Origin of the sequence: Amycolatopsis sp. lyj-84 (assembly GCF_046549075.1) — a bacterium.
Taxonomy (GTDB): domain Bacteria; phylum Actinomycetota; class Actinomycetes; order Mycobacteriales; family Pseudonocardiaceae; genus Amycolatopsis.
The window spans coordinates 437,317-458,746 of sequence record NZ_JAJPWO010000004.1 but is presented as its reverse complement, the minus strand read 5'-3'; the positions used below and the strand labels follow the sequence as shown (position 1 = coordinate 458,746).

Annotated in this window: 1 protein-coding gene; it reads left to right on the top strand. The window is 68.6% G+C overall.

What is annotated here, in order from left to right:
- The first annotated feature begins 75 nt into the window (after positions 1-75).
- Complete coding sequence (locus ACLJRM_RS16285; protein ID WP_410663433.1) at positions 76-21,357, top strand: hypothetical protein; 21,282 nt, start codon at positions 76-78, stop codon at positions 21,355-21,357.
- Positions 21,358-21,430: the final 73 nt, after the last annotated feature.

Genomic DNA, 21,430 nt, shown 5'->3' with positions numbered 1-21,430 from the left:
TCGGTGCATGATGACGACGAGCCTTGCCGCTACCACGCGCGGTAGCCTGCAGGCCCCTGGTTCGCGGGGCTTGAAATGAGCGGTGTCGGCAAAGGCACGGGCGGCACCGAGTACAACGGACCTGGAGAAGAGTCCGGCGCGTCGGGAGTCTTCAAACCGACCGAGCTTCCACAGGATCTCCAGAACTTCTTCTCAGTGGTCGTCGGCCTGCGCTGGCCGGAAGCCAACCTTCAGGGAATGATACTTCTCCGAGATTTCTGGCGCGATTACGGCGCCGCGGTCGAGGAGCTGCTTCCGCAACTTCGAAAAGCCAGGGAAAAGTTCGACGCCGGCATGGACGGAGAGTCGTCCGGTCACTTGCTGCGGTATATCGACGACGAACTCATCCCGCAGGCCGAGGGGCTTGCCGAGGTCAGCGCCGAGTTGAAGTCGATGGTCGGACAGACCGCCGCCGACGTCGAAAAATCCATGATCATGTTGGTGGCCTTCGCCGTCATCGCGCTGATCTCGTTCATTGCTCTCCTGTATTCGGTCATGCCCTTCTTGGCAGGCCTTGTCGTCACAGCTTTCCGGGAGGTCGGCAAGGCGATTCTCAAGGGCGTGCTTTTGCGGTTGCTGCAGCAGGCACTCGCGAAGGCGGGCCCCGCCGCGCTCGCAGGCCTCCGGGAGCTGTTCAAGAAGGCTCCCCACATCCTCTTGAACACGGTCAAGTTCGGTGTCGGTGGCGCGGCGTTCATGGCCGGACTGGACGCGACGATCCAGGGCATACAGCTGGCGCCCGGCGGGCTGCGGGAGAAGTTCGACAGCGAATCGGTCTGGAAAATGGGAGTCGGCGGTGCCATCGGCGGCGCGGGAGCCGGCGTCGTCAGCGGTATCGGGCGGACGCTGTCGAAGCAGTTTCCCAAAGTCCCGAAGAACTACCGCGCGATCGGCAACGTCGCGCACGCACTCGGCCAGGCACTGGCGATCGTGCTGACCAACCCGCTGGTCTTCATCGCCACCGGCGACGAGGACGGCAAGTGGTGGGAGGGCGTGCTCGGCGAGTTCGGCCCGCTGGACCACGCCGGCAACCACGGCAAGAAGATCGCCAAGCACCTCCTGGAGCACCTTCCCGGCCTCGCGGACACGCACGGGCTCACGATGCGGACGGAGACCGACGCTCCGCCGTCCGAGGGCGGGGGGTATGACTCCAAACCGGCGCCGGAGGGCGACAGCGATTCCGAGGTCGGCCAGGACTTCTCGGAAAAGGGCGGGGCAGGCCGTGACGGCGACCTGACCGCGGACGACGCGCGGACCCGGTCCGAGAGCGCAGGTGATGCCGACAACCGGTCGGTGTCGTCCAGTGGACACTCGCGATCCGACACTGCTGTGGACACCTCGGCGAACAGTTCGCCCGGCGGCGGTGCGGTGCGGCAGCTGGCGGTGACCGGAGCGGACAACCAGCAGTTCGGCACCCTGTTCACTCAGGAACAGAGCGGTGCTTCCTCGCAGCAGGTGCCGATCTCGAACGGTCAGGGCACACAGGCAGGCGGCGCCGGTTCCGGGCAGCCGCGAGGTTCGCAGCAGTCCGTCCCGGCACAGCGCGACGGGCAGCAGTCCAGCCAGGCTGCGGACCCGCGCCCGCGAACGTTCACGAACGGCGATGTCGGCCAGTCCTCCGACGCCACGTCCGCGCGGTCGGCTCACGGGAACGAGACAGGCCAGGAGACGCTGTCCCGGCCAGTCGGACCGCGCGAACAGGCGGTCTCCGGCGGAGCGGACGTGGCGCCGGACGGCGGGAAACAGCCGTCGGGACACGAGTACGTGCCGGACGACTCGAACCTGAACCGGACCGTGTCGGAAAGAGGGCCCGCTGCCGAGGCCGAGCAGCCCGGCGGTTTCGCGGGACAGCTAGAAGGTTCACCGAGCCAGGAGAGCGGAGCGGGCGGTGGGGCGTCGCCAGGGACGCACCCGGTCTCCACGACTCAGCGACCGCCGAGCCAGCAGGGGACACCCGAAGCCCCCGCGGCCAGGGCGCCAGGCGGCGAACAGAACCAGGGCAAGAGCCCGGAACAGACGGTCGAATCGCGGTTGACCGATCATGCTCCGGAGCACTCTCTCGACCAGCGGCGGACAGCCAGCGAGTCGCACGCCGCACCGAAGGAAGCGCCGGAGCCTGCCGGTCGGCAGGCCGACGAGCCGTCCCCGGATCCGACGGCCGCTCAGCACCACGACAGTCCGGGCACGGACCAGACCGACGCTCCGCCCGTCGTTTCGCCGGGCTCCGCGCAGACGCCGCAGAAATCGGGGGTGGAGCAGCCCGTCGTGGGCCGGTCATCCGCCGCCAAACCAGACGGCTGGCAGCCCACCTCGCACCCGTCGGGAAGGGAGAGTTCGGTCGATGGCGCGCTCGCGCCGCAGCGGGGACCGGGCGAACCGGTTGTGTCCAAGGCCGGTCTGGAGTCGGACGGTCCAGCAGAGCCCGTCTTGGTGCCCGGGAGTGACATCGAGAACGGGTTGGCGGGTTTTGCGGACGAGGATGCTCCGCCGCCGGCTTACGAGCCTCCGCCGCCGTCTTATGCCGAACTGCTTGGCCTGCCGCCAGGTTTGGTCGGTGACAAGGGGTTGGGTGATAAGGGCTTGGCGGCTTCGTCCGAGCCGGTGAAGGCGCGGCCGGACCAGAGTGCGGCGCGGTGGCTGGACTCCTTGCTGGGTGAGCAGGACGGCGGGTTGACCGAGCTGGAGACTCGGGAACTGGTCAGGCGGACGGTGGGTGATCTCACGGTGTTCCCGGTGGGGCTGCCTGCGGACCAGCTGCAGGGCGCTGATGCCGGTGTGGGGAGTTCCGCGGCGGGTGAGGGTGGCGGTGGAAGGAAAGAAACGAAAGAGCGTGCGGCGGCTCTCGGGGTGCAGTTCATTGAGGAGAACCGTGCGAGGGGTCGTCAAAAACTTACGTGGAGAGAATACAAGAACTATCTGTTAGCGAATGGGTTTGAAGCTGTCACCGACAGATCTGCGCAGAATTACTGGCATGAGTCCAAGTTGCGGGCCGGTGAGCCGGTTCAGGTTCGGCGCAAGTCTATCGATCCGGACGTTGAGACTCTCGGGACGCAGCTTGTTGCGGAGAACCGTGCGAGTGGTCGGGACACCGACTGGAAAGAGTACAAAGAGTACCTGCGACAGCATCAGATCTCGGTCGATAATCTTCCCAGGGCCACCATAGCCAGGTATTTGCGATTGGCTAAGGATCAGGCCGGTGAGCCGACTCGGGTTCGTGGGAAGGGTGTCGGTCGTGAAGATCTAAAGGTGCGTGTCAGTCGCTATCTACTGGAGAACCCTGAGGCGTCGATAAGGTCGATTAGGGTAGATTTGTTCGGTGAGCCGGTTGATGGCGTAAAAGAGGGTGTCGACACCGACGTCTTACGGTCGGTTGTGAACGAGGTCAGGGGTGAGCTGGGTATCCCGGGTCCACAATTGCCGGGCCTGCCGAAGTCGTCGGCAATTCCTCTTGTTCGGGAGTACTATGCCGAGGCTTTGCTGGTGAACAAAAAACCGACCTCGGCTGGTCTTGTCAGTTATTTCCGGGCTGCGGGGAGTGTTCTGGGTTTGGACGCTGCGGCCGGCCATCTTCGGGAGGTTGGTGGCGACCTGGCGATTGCTGGTGTGAGTAGTGTTTTCGATGCTTTTGGGTCGGGGGCGCGGGGGATGGTGGATGTTACCGGTGGCGATGGTGTGCGTGCGCGGGTGGCCGGTGAGATTACGGGTAATTGGGGTCGGTATGCGGATTTGCCGAATAGTTCGGGTGCGGTCGCTGCGGTTCGGTCGGGTGGGTCGTTGGCGGGGCTGGACGAGGTGGTGTTGACGGCTTTGGCCAATGGATTCAGTGTGGGTGTTCGGGTGCGGGGAGAGAATGGTGAGTATCGGGATTTTGGTGAGGGTATCGCGGGGACCGTGGTGTTGGTTCATAGTGCGGCGGGGGAGGGCTTCTACCTGGGTGTGGCGCAGGGTAAAGCGCGTGCCGAGGGAATTGTCGATGGTGGTGTGGAAGAGGGTCCTTCCGTCGGGTTGGATATGGATGGTCATGGTCCGACGGAGGGGCAGCGGGACATTTTGGATGGGTGGGGGTTTGATCCCGTTCCTGTAGCGCCTTCCGGTGATAGTTTGTTCGTTGCTCTGCTTGCCGTTATTCCGGATTCTGAAGCAGTTTATGGTTCTCCTGAGAATCTGCGCAGTAATGTGGTCGGGTATTTGAGTGAAGATTTCAATGCTGTTCGTTTTCGTGATAGGCATGGGTGGGAGATTTTCGACTATCACCGCGAAGTGCAGTGGCTGGGTGAGCCGGGTGCGCCTGTCGGGCTGATGGTGGATCTGGTCGTGGACGCGGTGGCGGAGATGACCGGGACTCGGGTCGCGGTGGTGAATGAGTCGGGTGCGGTGCGACTGCATCAGTCTGACCAGTTTGGTGCAGGGCCGGACGCTGCGACTGTGGTGTTGCTTCAGCGTGATACGGACGGTGGGTATTTTCTGGGGGCGCGGCCGTCGCAACGGCCCGACGCGTCTGGTGGGGCAGTGGACCGGTTGGTGTTGTCGGGTGGCAGGGCCGGGCTGCCGGGTGGTGCGCCGCCGCGATCGCGTCGGGAGCTCTTCCCCGGTGAGTCGCCTTCCGGTCCGTCGAGCGAGGCGGTTCGGCGGCCGGAGCCTGGGGAGTCGTCCGGTCCGCCACCAGCGGCGGAACCAGAGCCGGAGCAGCAACCAACGACCGCACAGACGGCGGACAATGACGGTGCCGATCCCGGCACGGCAGCGGAGAACCGGCGGCGCGACGCCGGGCCGGACTTCACCCCGGCCCGGACCCTCGGTGGAGCGACCATGGCCGGCCGGGTCGGCGACGTCGGCCAGGTGGTCGGCGACCTGCGGCGGCTGCTGCCGGAAGCGTCGAAAGTCACCGGCATGGACGCTCTCCACACCAAGCTGGCGGAGCGCCCGGAGGAGCTGGCAGGCGGTACCGGAAGGTGGTTCGAGATCACCGCCGGCAGCCGGAAGCTCGACGTCCTGGTTCGCACGGAGTTCGATTTCGGCCAGGCCCGCGAGCCGGGTGCGGATTCGCCGGGACAGTTGTCCGGGCGGCACGAGCCGGGACAGGTGTCCGGGCGGCACGAGTCGTCGGATAGGGCCGGCGAGCTGAACCGGACACTCCATCAGGACCGCGCGCACCGGATGATCGCCGTCATGCCGACGCCGGGACTCGGCTTCTTCGGTGCGATCAAGGCCGTCGCCACCTTCCTTCGTCCGAGCACGACGCGGGACGAGACGGTGACCCGCGAGGCCGGCCACACGATCGAGTACGAGGTGCCCCGGCGGTTGCACAACGCGGAGGTTCCTTTCCGGACGGTGGTGTCCGTGTTCGACCGCGGCGTCGCGATCGCGCAAGAGCGGACACTGGGCTCCCCGATATGGGCGCCGATGGCCGTGCCGGAGACGGTTCCCGCGCCGCAGGCCGGCGGCTGGCTGGCGACCGGCCGTCGACTCCCGCGCGCCGGGGTCATCGATGTGCACCTGGACCCCCATGCGCCGGCGACCCACAAGGGCAAGGATCTTCAGCGACCCGGGACCTTCGACAAGGTCAAGTCCTACCTGCGGAAGGTGTTGCCCCGCCTCGGCGAGGAGGAGCGGAAGACCATCCACGAGTTCCTCAGCGACGCGACGGTGGCGCGGAACCTGCAGTCGATGGAGATCACGCCGACGCAGCAGGAGGACGGGGCGAGCGGGTGGCTGGACGTGGGCACCCTCGTCAAGGGGGCCAACTGGCTGAAGGCACGGCGGACCATCCGGGCGCAGGTGCAGATGCGGGTGGTCACCCGCCGATACCAGCATGTGGAGGACGTCGACGGGCTGAAGGTCACCCGCACGCGGCGCGAAGGCGACGGCGTCGCGAACACCACCAGCGCCACCCACGAGAAGATGCTCGAACTCGCGGGCGGCGCACTGGGCGATTTGGGAGTGGTCAAGCCGGCCGGTGGGGGACAGGTAATGGGCTCGGGGGCGCATGCCCACCAGTACACGTCGAAGGCGAGGAACACCGGCCAGGACGTCAAGACCACCACGGAGAACGGCGTCATCTGGCTCGCCGAGTCCGATGTGGAGGTTCGGGTGGTCGGCAGGCCGCCGATCACTTTCCGCGGGGCACTCACCTCCTACCGGGTGACCACGGCCGAGGAGGCTCGGGCGACCGGAATCGTCGCCGGCCCCGATGGGCCGACGCTGGAGGGAGAGCGGGAGCCCTCGTCCCCGCCCGCGGTGCTGCACCGCGCGATGCTCGCACACACCGGGGCGGGTGAACGACTGGCGAAGCTGGTCATCGAAACGCTGCGGAAGACCCCGGGGCAGGGCGAGAAGCGGCTCTGGAAGTGGGGTGACACCGATTTCCTCGTCGATCCCGATGACCCGGTCGTCACTGGAAGGCTCAGCCGCGAGCTGGCGGAGCAGGTCGAGCGGGCCACCGAGGCGCGGAGGAAGCTGCGCGACGACCAGCTCGGCGCGAGCCCGGTGACCACCCTGGCGTTCACCCACGAGGGCACGGGGCACACCGACCACGTGCTCATCGAGGTCACCAGGGAAATCGAGACCGCCGTGCGCGGCGACCAGGTCGACGGTCAGCGCGGCCCGGAGACCGTCCGCTCGACCGAGGGCACAACGGATGTCACCCGGCGAGCGAAGAAGTCCCTCGGCGGGGCCCTGATCGGCCGCTTCTACTTCGGAGCTCTCGGTATCACGCAGCTTCTGGACGTGAAGTCCGGCGTCACCATGACCACCGACCGGTCCACCAGGATCGGCCGGTCGGTCGAAACGGAAACCACGAAGGTCGTGGGACATCCCGGTCCGGACGGCACGCTCGGCAGTGAGCCGTACCGCCGTTACACCGGAACAGCGCGCTACGGGCTGGACGGCGTGTTCTGGCGGGAAGACAAGGACGTCGTCACGGAATTCCGTTCGCGGAGGGCCGGCGTACCGGAAAAACTGGTCTTCGGCGACGGCTCGCCGGAGGCGTCCTCGATCGAAGTGGACTTCGACACCCTGGTCTCGGACGTCGACACGCTGATACCCGAACTGAGCCGACCGCGCGATCCGCGGGTCAGCGAACCGAGCCCGCTCGACGACGTGGCGATCAACCACGACGGACCTCCGGCCACGGACCGGCTCCGGCGCACCGGCGATCGCCGGCTCGACGGTGTGCGGACGGAGCGCGAGGACGGGGCGGGCCGCCGGGTGGCGCTGGGACAGGAGCTGGTCGGCAAGGTCGCCCGGTCGCCGCTGGACGGTAGCCAGCTCGCCAGGATCAAGGCGGGCCTCGGTGCCGCGAACGGCTTCGGCAAGTTCAGCGTCTTCGACGTCTCCCCGCCCCCGGTCACCCACGGTTCCGGCCAGCGCATCATCCTGGCCGAGTCGAACATGATGCTCGACCCCCAGGAGCTGGGTTACCGCAGGTGGACCGACACCACCCACACCGTGACCGGTGCCACGGTCATCCAGTCCAGAGACGGACGGCAGTGGAGTTTCGACCCGTTCAAGGTCGAAGGCGTGCTGGTCAGCATCGGCCCCCACAGCGGGCCCGGTGGTGCGGGCATCGTCGAGGGCAAGCCGGTTTCCTGGCAGACATCGCGTACGGCGGGGCAGCGCGCCGAGCCCGCCAACATCACCACGCGCGGCTCATGGGCAGAGCCGGAATACCTGGTGAGCGTGACCAAACGGACCTTGCAGGTGGTGGAAAGCTCGTTCTACGGCAAGGCTGGCAGGCGTACGTTGAACCGGCACTCGCCTGCCTGGACGCGGCTTTCCGAAGGGCCGGGACCACGGCCCAGGGACGAGACCACCCGCGCGGCCCACCAGTTCCACGAGGAGAACGTCCTGGTCTGGCTGACCGCCGACCAGCTCGCCGCGGTACGCGAGAACGCCGATCTGGAACAGCAGCGGCTCCTGTTGGAAGAGTTGCCGTTCCCGGAACCCGGTACGGAGACACCTCAGGCGGCCGAGGTGAACGAACCCCCGGCCGCGACGGCCCGGACCATCCTGTGGCGGCCCGGTCTGAAGTTGCCGACCACACCGATCGACCTGACCGAGGCCATCCCGGAGCTACGGCGCGCGCTGGCCGAACACTCCGACATCGGGCCGGACACCGCCAACCGGATCTTCGAGCCCACGCCGGCCCGGAGCAAACACGACAACCACGCCAGGGCCGAAGAGGTTCTGGCCAACGCGCAGCAGCACCTCGACGAGGCAGGCAGCGGCCACCTGGCCGTCCCGTTGCCGGTCGCGGAGAAGACATCCCGGCAGACCTACGAGTTGTGGATCCAGGCCAGGCAGAAGGGGCTCGCGCGCCCCGGTGAACCGGCGCCGGGAGGTCTGACCTTCACCAACCGGCTGACCGAAACCAGCGGCCACGCGCGTGGGCGGAATTGGACGCACGCAGTGGTGGCCGCGACCACCTTCGGACTCGTCACCTTCTCCGGCGAGGACGGCGACGTCAGCCACCCCGGGTATGGGGTCGGCGGCGCCGGCGGGACGACCGAGCACCATTTCGGGGTCGTGAAGACGGAGACCGAGCTCGAAACCGCCGGAACCGACGAGCAGACCGCCGCGATCTCCGGCTCACGGGAACGGACGACGGCCGAGCTCGAGTTCGACATCTCCGTCCGGCGCGGCGGCACGGTGTTCGCCCACGTCCAGCTGGTCCGCGAGGTCGCCGTGGATCAGCCGGTGGAAGAGGAGTTCTCCCCCGCGCCACCCGAAGAACGGCTCGGCAGGATCGGCGACACCGCGATCCGAAAGCAGGACGTTTCGCCGCAGGCTCTTCGCCGATGGCACCGTGAGCCGGGCCACCTGGCCGCCCCGGACCCGGGAAAGTCCTTTGTGGAGGAGGTGTACCCGGACCCGGACCGGCTTGCCGCCATCGCCGGACAGGGGATCGCCGAGGGCGGCGGTACCGTGTCGAAACAGGTTCACCGGGAGCTGGCCGCATCCTTCGGCTACCGGATGACGAAGAACGGGCTGCTTCGTGCCATGGGCGACGACGGCCTGCCGATCCCGGTGAACCCCGCGCTCGGCCTCGACCTGGTCCTGCATGCCCGGCCCGGGAAGTCCGCGCGCCTTGGCGTGCCCAGCGAGCGCGTCGAATTCGGCGGCAAGCCCACCGAGACCACGAAAGAGACGCACAAGACCGCATTCACCTCGCACCATCACGAGTCCGCCGGCCTGCTGGGACCGATAGGGACCGGGCTGCCCGTCTTGCCTGCCTTGGTGCGCCCGATCGCCGAAGGCGGAACCGCCAGCAAGAGCGAGCACACCAGGGAGCGGGACAACACCCCGCGGACATGGGCCAAGCCGACGCCGGGCGAAACCAAGCTCACCGGCTCCTGGCTGGAAGATCTCGAATTCCTGCTGGTGGCCAAGCCCACAGCCAAGTTCGGCCTCAAGCACGCCGTGGCGGTGGAGTTCTCGGCCGAGAACGCCGCGCGGATCCGGCGCGCCGATCGCAACGACCGGATCCCGTCCTACCTGGCCGAGGCGACCAGGATCTTCGCCCAGCGGGACCAGACATGGAACGACGCGGCGCGGCGTTTCGCCGCCGCCCGATGGCGGGCCCGGCAGACAGCCGAACTGGACCGGTTGCTGTCGCTGCCCCGGCCGCACAGCCAGAACGACACCGCCAAGATCGAAGTACTGACCAGCCAGGGTGTTCGTGCCGGGGATCGTACCGGTGCGGAGCAGGCCGCGCGGGACGCCGAAGACGCGCTCGTGCGGGAAGCCGACTCGCGTCGGCTGGCGAAGTCCGCGTACGGCGCGGCGATCCTCCGTGCCCACGAGGCCGTTGTGGTGAAGCCGGAGCCGGATGCGACGATCGCGGCCGACCGGACCAACCTGCAACGGCTCGAAGATGACACACGGCTGCACCGGATCGCGCAGCACCTGCTCGACTGGAACGGTGAGAACCACGCACCGCGACTGGAACTGCGTGGCTTCGGCGACCTCACCACGACGGATGCCGTCAAGGACCATCTGAGGGACGTCATCAGGCGACTGGACGACCTGGTCGGCCTGGCGGGGTCCGAAAACGGCCACCGGCCCACCCTCTCCGAACTCGGCGTGCACGTCCACATCAGCCACGTGTCTGCCGATGGGCCAGTCCAGGCGCAGGTCTGGCTGGACAAGGGAGAACGCGTCGATCCGCCGGGCGAGGACGTCGACGAGGCGGCGCTTGACCGGTACCGGGAGCGGCTGGAGGAGTTGTCCGGCCGGGAGCCTGGTGAGGCCCCTGCTCTTCCTGGGGAGCGTGAGCCGGTGTTGCCGGACGATCCTGGTGCGGGGAGCCGGGATTGGTCGCCGCGGGAGGTCGGTGAGTTCGTCGCTCGGGCGCGTGCGTGGTGGTTCGGGTCCGAGGGCATCGGCGCGGATCGTGGTTCGGCGGAGCGGCTGTGGCGGGATCTGGGACCAGACCTGGGGAGTGGCGGGGTCCGGTTCGATTCGGGCCGTCGGGATGCGGCGATTGTGGCGGTCGTGTTCGCGGAACGTTCGGGGTTCGGGCCGGATGGTTTGGCGGAGCTGGCCGGGCGGTTGCGGCAGTGGGCGTGGGTGCCGGGAGGCACGGGCGGTGCGGGGCCCGCTCCCGGCGGGCCGGCCGCCGACGTCGCGGGGGTGCCGGCAGAGTCGCGGGAGGCGATTCGGACCTGGCGTCCTGATCGCGGTGATCCGCAAGCTCCGCTGACGTTGCTGGCGTACATGTCGAGGCTGCCGCTCGGGAACCGTTCCCTGGCGATCTCTGGCGTGCGCAGGAGATACCCGCAGGAAGTCATCGAGTTGGTGCAACCCTGGGTTCTGGGCATGCACTCGGAGACGGATCCCGCTACGGGCGCGCCGTACGCCTCGGACCGGGTGGCGCTGTTGTCCGGAGGCGTGGTCGCTTACCGCAAGGTGGACGAGTGGTGGCACGAAGAGTTCGGTGCCCAGCCGGTACCGGCAGAGTCGCGGGAGGCGATTCGGACCTGGCGTCCTGATCCCGATGATCCGCAAGCTCCGCGGACGCTGCTGGAGTACATGTCAAGGCTGCCACTCGGGAGGCTTCAGCTGGTCACTGACTCACGTGGGAGGTACCCGGCGGGGGTGATCGAGCTGATTCGGCCGTGGGTGCTGGCTATGAAAGGTTGGCACAACCCGGTTACCGGTAAGCCTGCTAGCGCGAACGACGTGGCAGGGTTCTCCGGAGAAATGGTCCGCTCGGGTGCCATAGCGGAATGGTGGCGAAAGGCCGGGTTGGGTCCGCGCGGTGACGTGCGGGATTCCACGGCGGCCGGGGCGGGGACGAAACGTGCCGGTGAGGCTGACGAGGCCGAGGCATCGCGGAAGCGGCGGGCTGAGGATGGTCAGCCCGAGTCGGGACAAGAGCCGGCGAATCGGGAACGCGATTTGCTCCTGCCGGGAGCCGCCGGTTCCGGCAGCCGGATGCTCGATCAGGGGAGAACCGAACTCTACCGCGCCGACGAGCCGGCAGGCGAAGCCGACGACCTGCGGATCGTGCGCGTGGTGTCACACAATCTGACCCCGATGCGGGCAATGAACAACGCGTTTCCGTTCCGTGACCCGAACGATCCCCAGGGCCGGGTATACGAGCCTTACGCCGATGAGAATGGACAGCTACATTCCGCGGTGGTGCGCCGGGCCGACGAGATCACCGCCGAGATGATCGAGACCAAGGCTATGCTGAAGGGGATAGCTCGCGATCCTGACGACACCCGGTTGCCTGCCACAGCGGCCACGGAGCTCACGGCGGTATGGCCGGCGTTGGAGCGGGCTGTCGCCGCCGAGATGCGGCGATTGGTCAGAGAAGAACCGCTGGCGACACCGGTGGTCAGGGTCGGTGAGGTAACCGAAAAACATGTCCGAGAGCATGAGCGCGCCCTGGTCGGCGAGAACGGTTTGTTCCTGAGCCGACGGTCCGCCGACATCCCACCCGCCGAATGGCCGTCACTGCGTAACGGAAGGATCCTGGGCGTTTACCTGGGGGCCGTCCTCGACAGTGGCGAAACCCTCGCGAATTGGGAAGAGACATACAGAAAATACCCGAGTTACGCCATGAAATTGGCGAAGACTCGGAACACTATGAGTGCCGAGGGGGCAGCCAACTTCATCGCTTTCGCCAACACGGCAACGGAGGATTCTGGTCACGGGCTGACCTACGATCACGATCGTATCAACGCGGTATTCGTGAAATTCAGGATCCACCTGTTCGACAAAGGCGAAAACCCCAGGGCACAGACCATAGCGGTCCTTATGGCCTTGGACAACGCGTTCGACCGGGAGACAAACCCCGATGGTGTGATCCTTGTCGACTACGGCGATGACTATCTTCGGCTGCTGGAGAATCCGGTCAAGGCCGAGCCGGAAGCAGCTCCCGATGTGAGCCGGTACCCGGAGGTGCCACACGTCGACGCGCCCACCGCCGACGCACGGCTGAGTCAGGAGCTCCAGTCGATCGCGCTGTCGGACGGCTCTCCGGGGGCGGGATTGGAGCCGGGTTCCGAGGAGTATTTCTCGGTGCTGCACCACGCCGTGGTCACTGAGGTGCGGAGCCTGGCCCGCAGGGGTTCGGGCGACATCGAAGGCTTTGTCCGGGAGCAGGTGACTCCGGTGGTGGTGGAGCGCTGGTTCTGGGAAACGGAGCCGGATCCATACCACGTGAAGGGCGCCGCCTCCGAGATCGCGAAGGCCGTGCTGGGGTTTCATGGGTTGCTCGGTGGCGCGCCCGCGTCCGTGGGCGGTTCAGCCGGCACCCGTGCACGGTATCCCGGCGAGTCGGAGGCTGGGCCGTCCGGCATTCCTGGCGGTGGTGACCGGCTGGTCGGCGAATCGCAGCCGACCGCGCATCCCGTAGCGGAACGGGTCGACGGTACGGACGGGCCCGACGCGGATCCGGAGTTCCGTGAGCGTTGGCAAGAGGAGAACATTCGGGCCTCGCGGGGCCTGCGCGACCACGGCGACCAGGCACGGGTCGATCAGGCGACCACGGTGGCGCAAGGACTGGTGGGCAGGCCCGAGCATGTGTCGGAGCTGGACCAAATGGTCACTGACGTGTTGGCGTGGCACATCCTCGACGAACTCGGCCGGGACCGGGGGCTGCCGGCGTGGGAACGCGCGGCTCGCGTGGCGTGGGAACGCACCAGCCGCATGCGTGCCGAGGGCTTGACCGGGCAGGCACGGACGGCGTCCTGGGACGGTATCCGTTCCCGTGCCGGCGAGGCGCTGGTCGCGAACGGGGTAGCCGACCTCCATCACGTCTGGTCGTACGAGGTGAGCCAGTTCACGTCGTTCGTCGACAGGCACGGGCGCGAGATCGAGTGGCTCAACGAGGTCGTGTTCATGGTCGACGCCATGCTGGGGGTGCTGCCGGCCGGGACGGGCAACCTCACCAGGGAAGTGAACGCGCGCGTTCGGTCCGTGTTGGGGGCGGTGCTGGGCAGGGCGATGATTTCCTCGTTGCACAGGCGGCCTTCGCCGGATTTGGTGGCGGACGCGAAGGACGCGTGGGACCACACGGCCGTTTTGCGGGCCGAGATCGACGCGTTGCGGTCGTCGTCCACCGATACCGCGGCCCCGGCCGTACCGATGCCGGGGCAGCCGGGCGTGTTCAGCCTCCCGTGGCCGGAGGTCCGGGCCGCGGCCGAGCGTGCGGCGCAACAGGCCGCGGGCATCCCCCTGGACGTGGCACGCCGGTTCGCCTCGATAGAGGGCGAAATCGAGCGCCGCCTCCTGGCCGCGGCCGAACGTGTGGAACTGCAGTACCCGGAGCTGGTCGAGCGGGCCGATCAGTTGGTCGACGCCATGCTCGGGGAACAGCCGGAACCCGAGCCGGGGTCGCCGAGGAATCCGACGGCCGAGCGGGAGCGCTACGACGTACTGCGCAGGGTGCTGGACGGCGCTGTCTCCGCCGCCGGGCTGGTGGACGTTGGGCATGACCGGACGCGAGAGGACGTCGCGCAGGCGGCGTGGGAGTCGACCGCGCTCGTCCGGGTGTATCTGGACTTGCGGCGGACCTGGGGTAGCTCCGGCGTACACGCGCGGTGGGCGCTGCCGTGGGCCACGACGTGGGCTGAGGGCGTGCCCCAGTACTCCGAGGGTGCGCCGCCGCGTGCCCCAGGCGCCCCGCCGGGGTACTCCGACGCTCCGGACGGGCCCCCAGGGTATTCGGAGGTCTCGCCGCAGCATGGCGGCCCCGAAGCGCTGCCGCCCGCGGGGGCACTGTGGTTGGTGCAGGGCGCGGACGGCCTCCGCGGCCTGCGGTTGCGCGGCCCGGACCAGCCGGGTGATGGGGCCGCGCCCCGGCTTTCCGCCGAGCAGAGGGCTGGGCTCACGCTGTTGGTCGACTACCTCGGCAACCAGGGCGACGGGCCGCCCCAGGCCCACCGGATCAGCATCGTCGGGCACGGCCCGCGCGACTCCGTACTGCACAGGCAGGTCGAGCAGGAGCTCAGAGAACACCTGAACCGGCACGACGCCGACACGCCGGAACTGGTGTCGATCCAGCACCAGTTCGACGAGGGCTCCGCCGGGGCGACCGGGGGCTGGGTGGAGGTCGTGTTCGAGCCGGTGGCCGAGGGTGTGCCGCAGGCACGTCGCGGACGGTTCGGGGAATGGCTCCACGAGCTGAGCCGTCGCGGACCGGCTCGCTCCGCGACGGAGAGCGCACCAGGACCGTCCGGAAATATCCGTTCGATCGCGTTCCACTACAGCGACGGCTCGCCCAAGGCCGTGGCCTTCCCGGTGGGGGAGGAGCGGTTCCACCAGCACACGCACAGGTCGGCCCCGGACGTCGGCTATCGCGGCTATACCCAGATCACGTCCGATGGCACCCCGGTGGCTACCCGGTGGATGCCCTACCGGGGCAGGCAGCTCGCGGTGGATCTGCACGGCGATGACGGGTTCTTCACCGTCGAGGACCAGGCCACCAGCGAGACCCGGCGGGTCAGCGGCCGGGAGCTGGCGCGGATGGTGCACGCCTCCGGTGCGGTGAGCCGGGGACGGCCGGTGCTGCTGATCTCGTGCGACCCGGCGCGTGCCGAATCCGGCACACGCCCTGCCGACGAGTTCGCCGACGAGTTGCGCCGGATGGGGCATCGTGGCAGGACTTTCGCGTTCAACCAGGCGGTCACGACCTCCCGCCGGTCGGATGCCCAGTTGCACGTGCTCGGCGGCACCGACGGTCGGATGCTCGAGGTCGGCAGCGGCCGCTCCACCGCGTCCGATGGCGAGCGGCGCGGCCGTCCGGACGTGTCGCTTCCCGAGGACTACGACCCGCCGCGCGCCGCCCCGCCCGCCGCGGTTCCGCCGGTGACCACTGACCCGGCCGGATGGCTGCTCGCCGAGTTGAACGAGGCGACACCGGCCGAACCCGCTCGCGGCGGGGTGCTGCCCGAACCCGACCTGTTCGGGCTGCTGGCACCCGCCGAGCCGCCGGAGTTCCTGCGTGGTCACGACCATTCCGAGATCACCGTCGGCCAGGGCCTCGACCTGGTGCGCAAGCTCGACCTGAAGCACCCGGCGCCGGACTGGTCCGAGCTCGCGCCGGACAACCTGCAGGATTTCGACGACTTCGTGCTGACCCGAGAGCTGTCCGAACAGGAGCGGCATGGCTGGGCGGAAAACGCCGGTCCGCTGCCCGCGCGGCTGCAACTCTTGCGCGCCCGTGCCTCCATCTGGCTCGGCGGTCCGCTGGACACCGGCAGCGCGGCCAAGTTCGAGATGCGCGAGAACATCACCGCATCACAAAGGGAGTTGCGAGGTTGGGCACCGATGATGGTGTTCACCGACGTGCCGCGTGCGTCGTTCGAGCGGGCCGGGCGGTTCTCGGACGAGGCCGCCGACGGCTCGCTGACCGGCGTTCGCGAGATGCTCTCCTGGGCCGAGGAAAACGACGTGCTGCTGGTCAACGTGCACGAGGTCTTCCACAGCGGTCGGCCCATGCCGGTTCAGGAGGCTTTCCTGGCGGAGCTGGCCAAACAGTCCAAGCCCGGTTACACGGCGGCAAGCGACCTGCTGCGGATGGCTCTCGTGCAGCGTTTCGGTCTGCTCTACAGCGACGGCGAGTACGAGACCGGGTGGTCCGAACTCGCGGAGATGCAGCGGGTACTGGGCTCTCCCGAAGGCTACGGAGTACACAAGAGGGGCGAGGCGTTCAACAACGACCTTGTGGTCGTGCCCAAGGGACACCCGTATGCGGACGACTTCTTCGAGTCGATGCGCGAGAACTACGGAATGCGGCAGGCGGAGGTGCATCCGGCGCCCTCCTCGCTCGGCGCCGAGGCGTTCGTGAACCTCCCCGAACTTCGCTCGAAACGCTATTCGGTCGAATCCCGGACCGGCCCGGTCAACCACCGGAAGATCGTTCGGGAACTCGGCCACGACGACCCCGCGCGCGGGGCGATCAGCGGCCCGCGGATGACCACCGGCGGCCAGTGGCTCGTTCGTCCCCGGGTGCGGCCGTCGATCCCGCTGAGCGACCGCGAGGCGACGGTCGAGCTGACCAAGAAGGTCGTGCAGACGCTCGTCCGGGAGCTGTACAACCGCGACGGTGACCTGCACCTGACACTGGTGGCCGACGGTGTACTGCGGCACGAGACCCCAGAGGTGATCTGGACGGCCGCGCTGGGCTACCTCGCGCAGCGCCCCGAGTTCGCCGACATGGTGCGGACGGTTACCGACCGGGAACTCGCCTTCACCCCCGGCGGCCCGCACGAACAGCGGCGGGTCGACCTACCCGAGCGGGCCCAGCGGTACCTCCGGGACCTGCCAGGGGACGAGTTCCATCGGCTCGCCGAGTTCTCGCGGCCCGCCACGATGGTCCCGGACTCCTCGGTGTTCGCTCGGGCAGATGACAACCGCGTCGTGTTCCCGGCGCCAGGGACCACCCTGGACGCCGCCGGTGCCGTGGCTAGCCAGCTGCCCGCGCTGCCCGGCGTGCTCACCGTGGGCGCGCGGCTAACCCCTGACGGAACCGGGGTGCTGCGGTGGGACCGGCCGGGTGGTCACGGGTTCGCGGAGTTCGCGGAACTGCTACGGGAGCGGCTGCCGAAGCCACCTGCCGAGCGCCGGATCCTGCTGGTGTCGTGCGACAGCGCCGAGCTGGCCAAGGTGCTCAGCGAGATGCTCGACGCCGAAGTGATCGCGCCCGCCGAGCAGGTCTGGCAGGCCAACGGCGGGCTGCTGATCCCCGGACCCGTGCGGATCTTCGAGACCGGCGAGATGAGTCCCGCCGGGCCCCGGAACGAACCTGACAGCAGCCAGTGGCTGTTGTACGAACGCGGTGATCTGCGGCGTTCTCTTGGCGCAGGGGATGCGCGAGAGGCCGTGCTGGGCGCCGGATGGGCCACCATCGAACACCTCGCGGACGGCCCGCGGCAGATGGAGGGTGACCGGCTGGCCGAACCGATCCACTGGGGCGACGACGATTCCGACAGCGACGTGAACATGCCCGACGCCGTGGATTCCGACAGCGACGGGGAGGAAGCGGGGCAGGCCCGGTTCGATCTGACCGACAACGTCGTGATCGACTCGTTCCGGGACCACATCGCCGACCGGGTTGCCAAGGCACGTGCTGACTTGCGCGACAACGAGAACGTGCCGGAGCAGCTGAGGTCGGTGGCCGGGACCTACGCCCGACGGTGGGCGACCGCCCTCATCGGACCGATGCCCGACGCGGCGGCCGCGGACGCGAACGTCCGGCGGCTGGGTGACCTGCACCAGCAGGTCACCGACGTACTGGCCGCTGAGATCCTGCACGCCGCGTCCAAGAGGGAAGCGGGTGCGCTGCGCGACGCGTGGGACGCCACAGCCGACATCCGGGATGACTACGAGCGACTGCGCCGCCGGTTGCGCCTGGGAAGCCTTCCGGCTCTGGACGGACTGCGCAACGACCCGGACGTGCGGGTCGGCCTGGACCGGATGCGAGCGGCCCGAATGGTCGCCGGTGGCGACCTCGCCCGGTGGGCTGTCGTGGGCCAGGCGTCCAGGCAGGACTGGCGACGACAACGTCAGGCGGGCGATACCGGTGCTCGCACCGAGAACCAGCTGTATGCCGCAGACGACGGAATGCGTGCGGCAGAGGCACGTCGGCAGCAGGACCGGGTGGCGGCACAGTGGCGCGAGGATGGTCATGGCTTGCTCGGAATACCCGGTGCCGAACTGAATGAGCAGGAACGCGGGCTCGTCGATGAGCTGGCCGAAATGCTGGGGCATCGGTCACACCTGGCAAGAGGACGGCGTGATCAGGCCGTTCAGGACGTGGCGACCGAGGAACTCGCGGGCCGGCTGCGGCACCGGTTCACCGCGCTGCGGGACCAGGAAGGCGCCGACCAGCCTTGGGAGGTCGTCGAGCAACGCCTGGCGGGCGAGCTCGGGACTGTCCACGAGCTGATCGAACGAGCCGACTCCGCACGGGATTTGCTTGCTGAGGGGGTGCCCTCGCAGCACCGGCAGAACCGGGTACGGGGCCGCGCGGTGCTGGGACTCATCGACGAACCGGCCGACACGTTCCACCTGACCCGTGGGCGCCTTCTGTCGCTGCTGAGCATCGCGATGGCAGCCGTCGTGTCCGTGGAGAACACCACACGGGGAGTGGTGGAAGCCGAGTGGCGGGCCACCGCGGGCCTGCGCACGAGGGTGGCCGCCCTGGTGAACGAGGGCGGTCCGCGGCGGGTCGACTTCGATGTCCCGTTCTCTGTCGCCGCCCGGCGGCTGCACCCCGCGAGCCTTGCCATGGCGGTGGCAGGCTGGCACGAACACTGGAGATGGGACATCGAGGGGGGCGATTGGCTGCTGACCCGGGAGCGACTGGCGGGGCAAGCCGCGCTGCGGCAGGAGGCGGAACGACTCCTCGGGCCGCCATACGAACCACGCCCTGGCGGGCCAGGGCCCGTGACGGCACGGTGGGTGCGGGAGCGCGCGGTCGCGGCGGTGGCTCACCGTGTCCACCTCGGACTGGGCGCCGCCGGCGACGCGGAGACCCTCCGCCTGCGGGTGTGGGACCTGCTCGGTCACGCCGAAGGTCCGGCCTTGCTCCAGACGTTGCTGCCGAGTACCCGGCAGACCGTATCCACGCTGAATGAAACCCTGCTGTCCGGGCTGCGGTCCACGGCCAGGGCGATGCTGGGTCCGCTTGGCGCGCCCACGCCCGCGCCCGGTGCCGAGCGCCCGATGCGGTACGCGGAGGTCTATCGCGCCCTGGTCGACGTGCTCGCCGTCCGTCTGGACGGCGAGCCTTCGACCGAGCCTGGCTGGACGAGGACCGCCTGGCTCCGCGCACTGCTCGAGACATGGTTCAACTGGGATGGCCGGCAGCGCGTCGACTTCGATGTCCCCTACCAGGTGGCCCAGCGCCGCCACGCTGCCGGTTTGGTTACCGAGCAGGTCGCGGTGTTCGAGAACGGCTGGGACGAAGCGCTGTCGGAGGGTGACGCCTACCTCGTTCGGCGGGACCCTCTCCTCGCCGATGGGGAACTTGCCGAGGCCGACCGGCTGTTGGACGTGCCCCCCGAGCCCCGCGCGGGGCTGGGACCGAGCGCCGCGGAGCAACAGCGGTTGTGGCAACGGATACGGGCCGCTGTCGCGGCGGAATGGCAGGACGATCCGGATGCCGCCGGCCCGCTCGCGCAAAACCTGCGGGACGGTTTCGGTCGCCTGCACGGGTATGACGAGCTCGCCGGGACGACCGAGGCGATTCTGTCCAGCGCATCCGACGCGCACCAGTACGCGCGGCGCGCGCTGAACGCGGCGGCCCCGGAGCGGCAGGCCGAGGTACTCAGGTCCGCCGAGGCCATGGTCGGGCCGCCGTCCACCGTCGTGCCGGGCGTCGGCCCGAGTGCCGCGGCCCAGCAGCTGCACCGGACCATGCTGATCGAGATCGTCGCCGGCTTCTTGCTGACCGCTCGCGAGACCGATGGTGACGTCCGGCTGGAAGCTTGGTGGTGGAGCGAGAACATCCGGCAGGGCTTGGAGTACCTGCGGACGTGGACGCCGTCCGGGCCTGCCGTCGCGGCGCCGGACGAAGGCTACCTGGTCGACGAGGACACGGTCGCCGGGCGTATCGAGGTCGTCGACCCGGGCGGGATCGAGCAGGCCGTCGCGAGATTCGAGCGCGAGTTGTCGGAACACGCCATCGAAGGAGAGGCGCGGCTGGCAGCGCTTCGGAACGACGACGAGGACTTCCTTACCGAGGGAATCTCCAGGATGCGGGCCGAGGACGTGGTCCGGGACGAGCATCGGGACGAGCTCCTGCGGCTCATCGGGAGCGGCGACGACCATCCCCCGACGGCAGAGGCCATGCGGCGCCAGTGGAACCGCCTCCGGATCGGTGCGCTTTCCGGTGCCGCGCTGGCCAGGGCGATCACCGAGTTCCGTCACCCGGCAGACTGGCTGGCCGCCGAGGGAGCCCGCTTGATGGGCGTCGCCGATCAGGACTTGCCGCAGGCCCTGGTGGATTCACCGGAAGGGCGCAGGGTAGAGCTGTTGCGCGACATCGCTCGCGTGGCGAACGCGTCGTCCGCCCCTGAGGCCAGCCTGAATTCGTTGCGGCGGCAGTGGGCGGGAATGGGGATCGCCACCAGCGCAGGCGCCGTGCTTGACGAGCAGATCACCGAATTCAGGACCGGCTTTTCGAACGTTCTCGGCCAGTACGCCATTCGGTGGGAGGACGGTCTTACGGCAGCCGAGCTCTCTGTGGCCTCCACCTTGGAGGAACGGGCGCGACAACTGCTCGGCCCGTACGAACTGGCCACCGCACCCGCGGGGTCGGACCTGACTCCCCAGCAGGCACAGGGGCTTTCCGGCATATCCGGGCAAGTGGCGGAGCGGCTGTACCGGATGATGGTGGCGGCGCTGGTGAAAGTGATAACCCGACATCCGACGGCGACCGATCACCACCAGCTTCTCGCTGAGCAACTGCGTAGCGGACAGGTGCAGAGTTTGCCCAGCTTCGATGCCCTGCTGAGCTGGCACCGGCCCGAGCCGGACCACGTCGCGGCCGCGGATCCGGTACCGCCTTACACCGAAGAAGTACTGCCCGACCAACGATGGCTTCAGTGGGCGGGGGAGGTACTCGGACCACGTCCCGAGCTCGACCCGCGAACCGACGGCGAAGACGGCCGCATCACGGGCAGTGAGCGTGGACGGGTACTCGCCGCGGCCAGGCTGTCCAACCAGTACGACCTGATGGTGCACGCCGTGGCGCTGGCAGGGCAGTACGGCGGTGTCGAAGCGGCGCACGCGCTGCTGGCGGCGTGGCGGGCTCGGAGGGAAGCCGACTGGCCGGGGCCGGGAACCGGCGAGGGACGAGCTTGACGGACTCGACGAGGAAGATCTCACCGAGCCGTTCCCGGCTGACGCTCCGCAAGGCCTTCGGATCACCGTGATC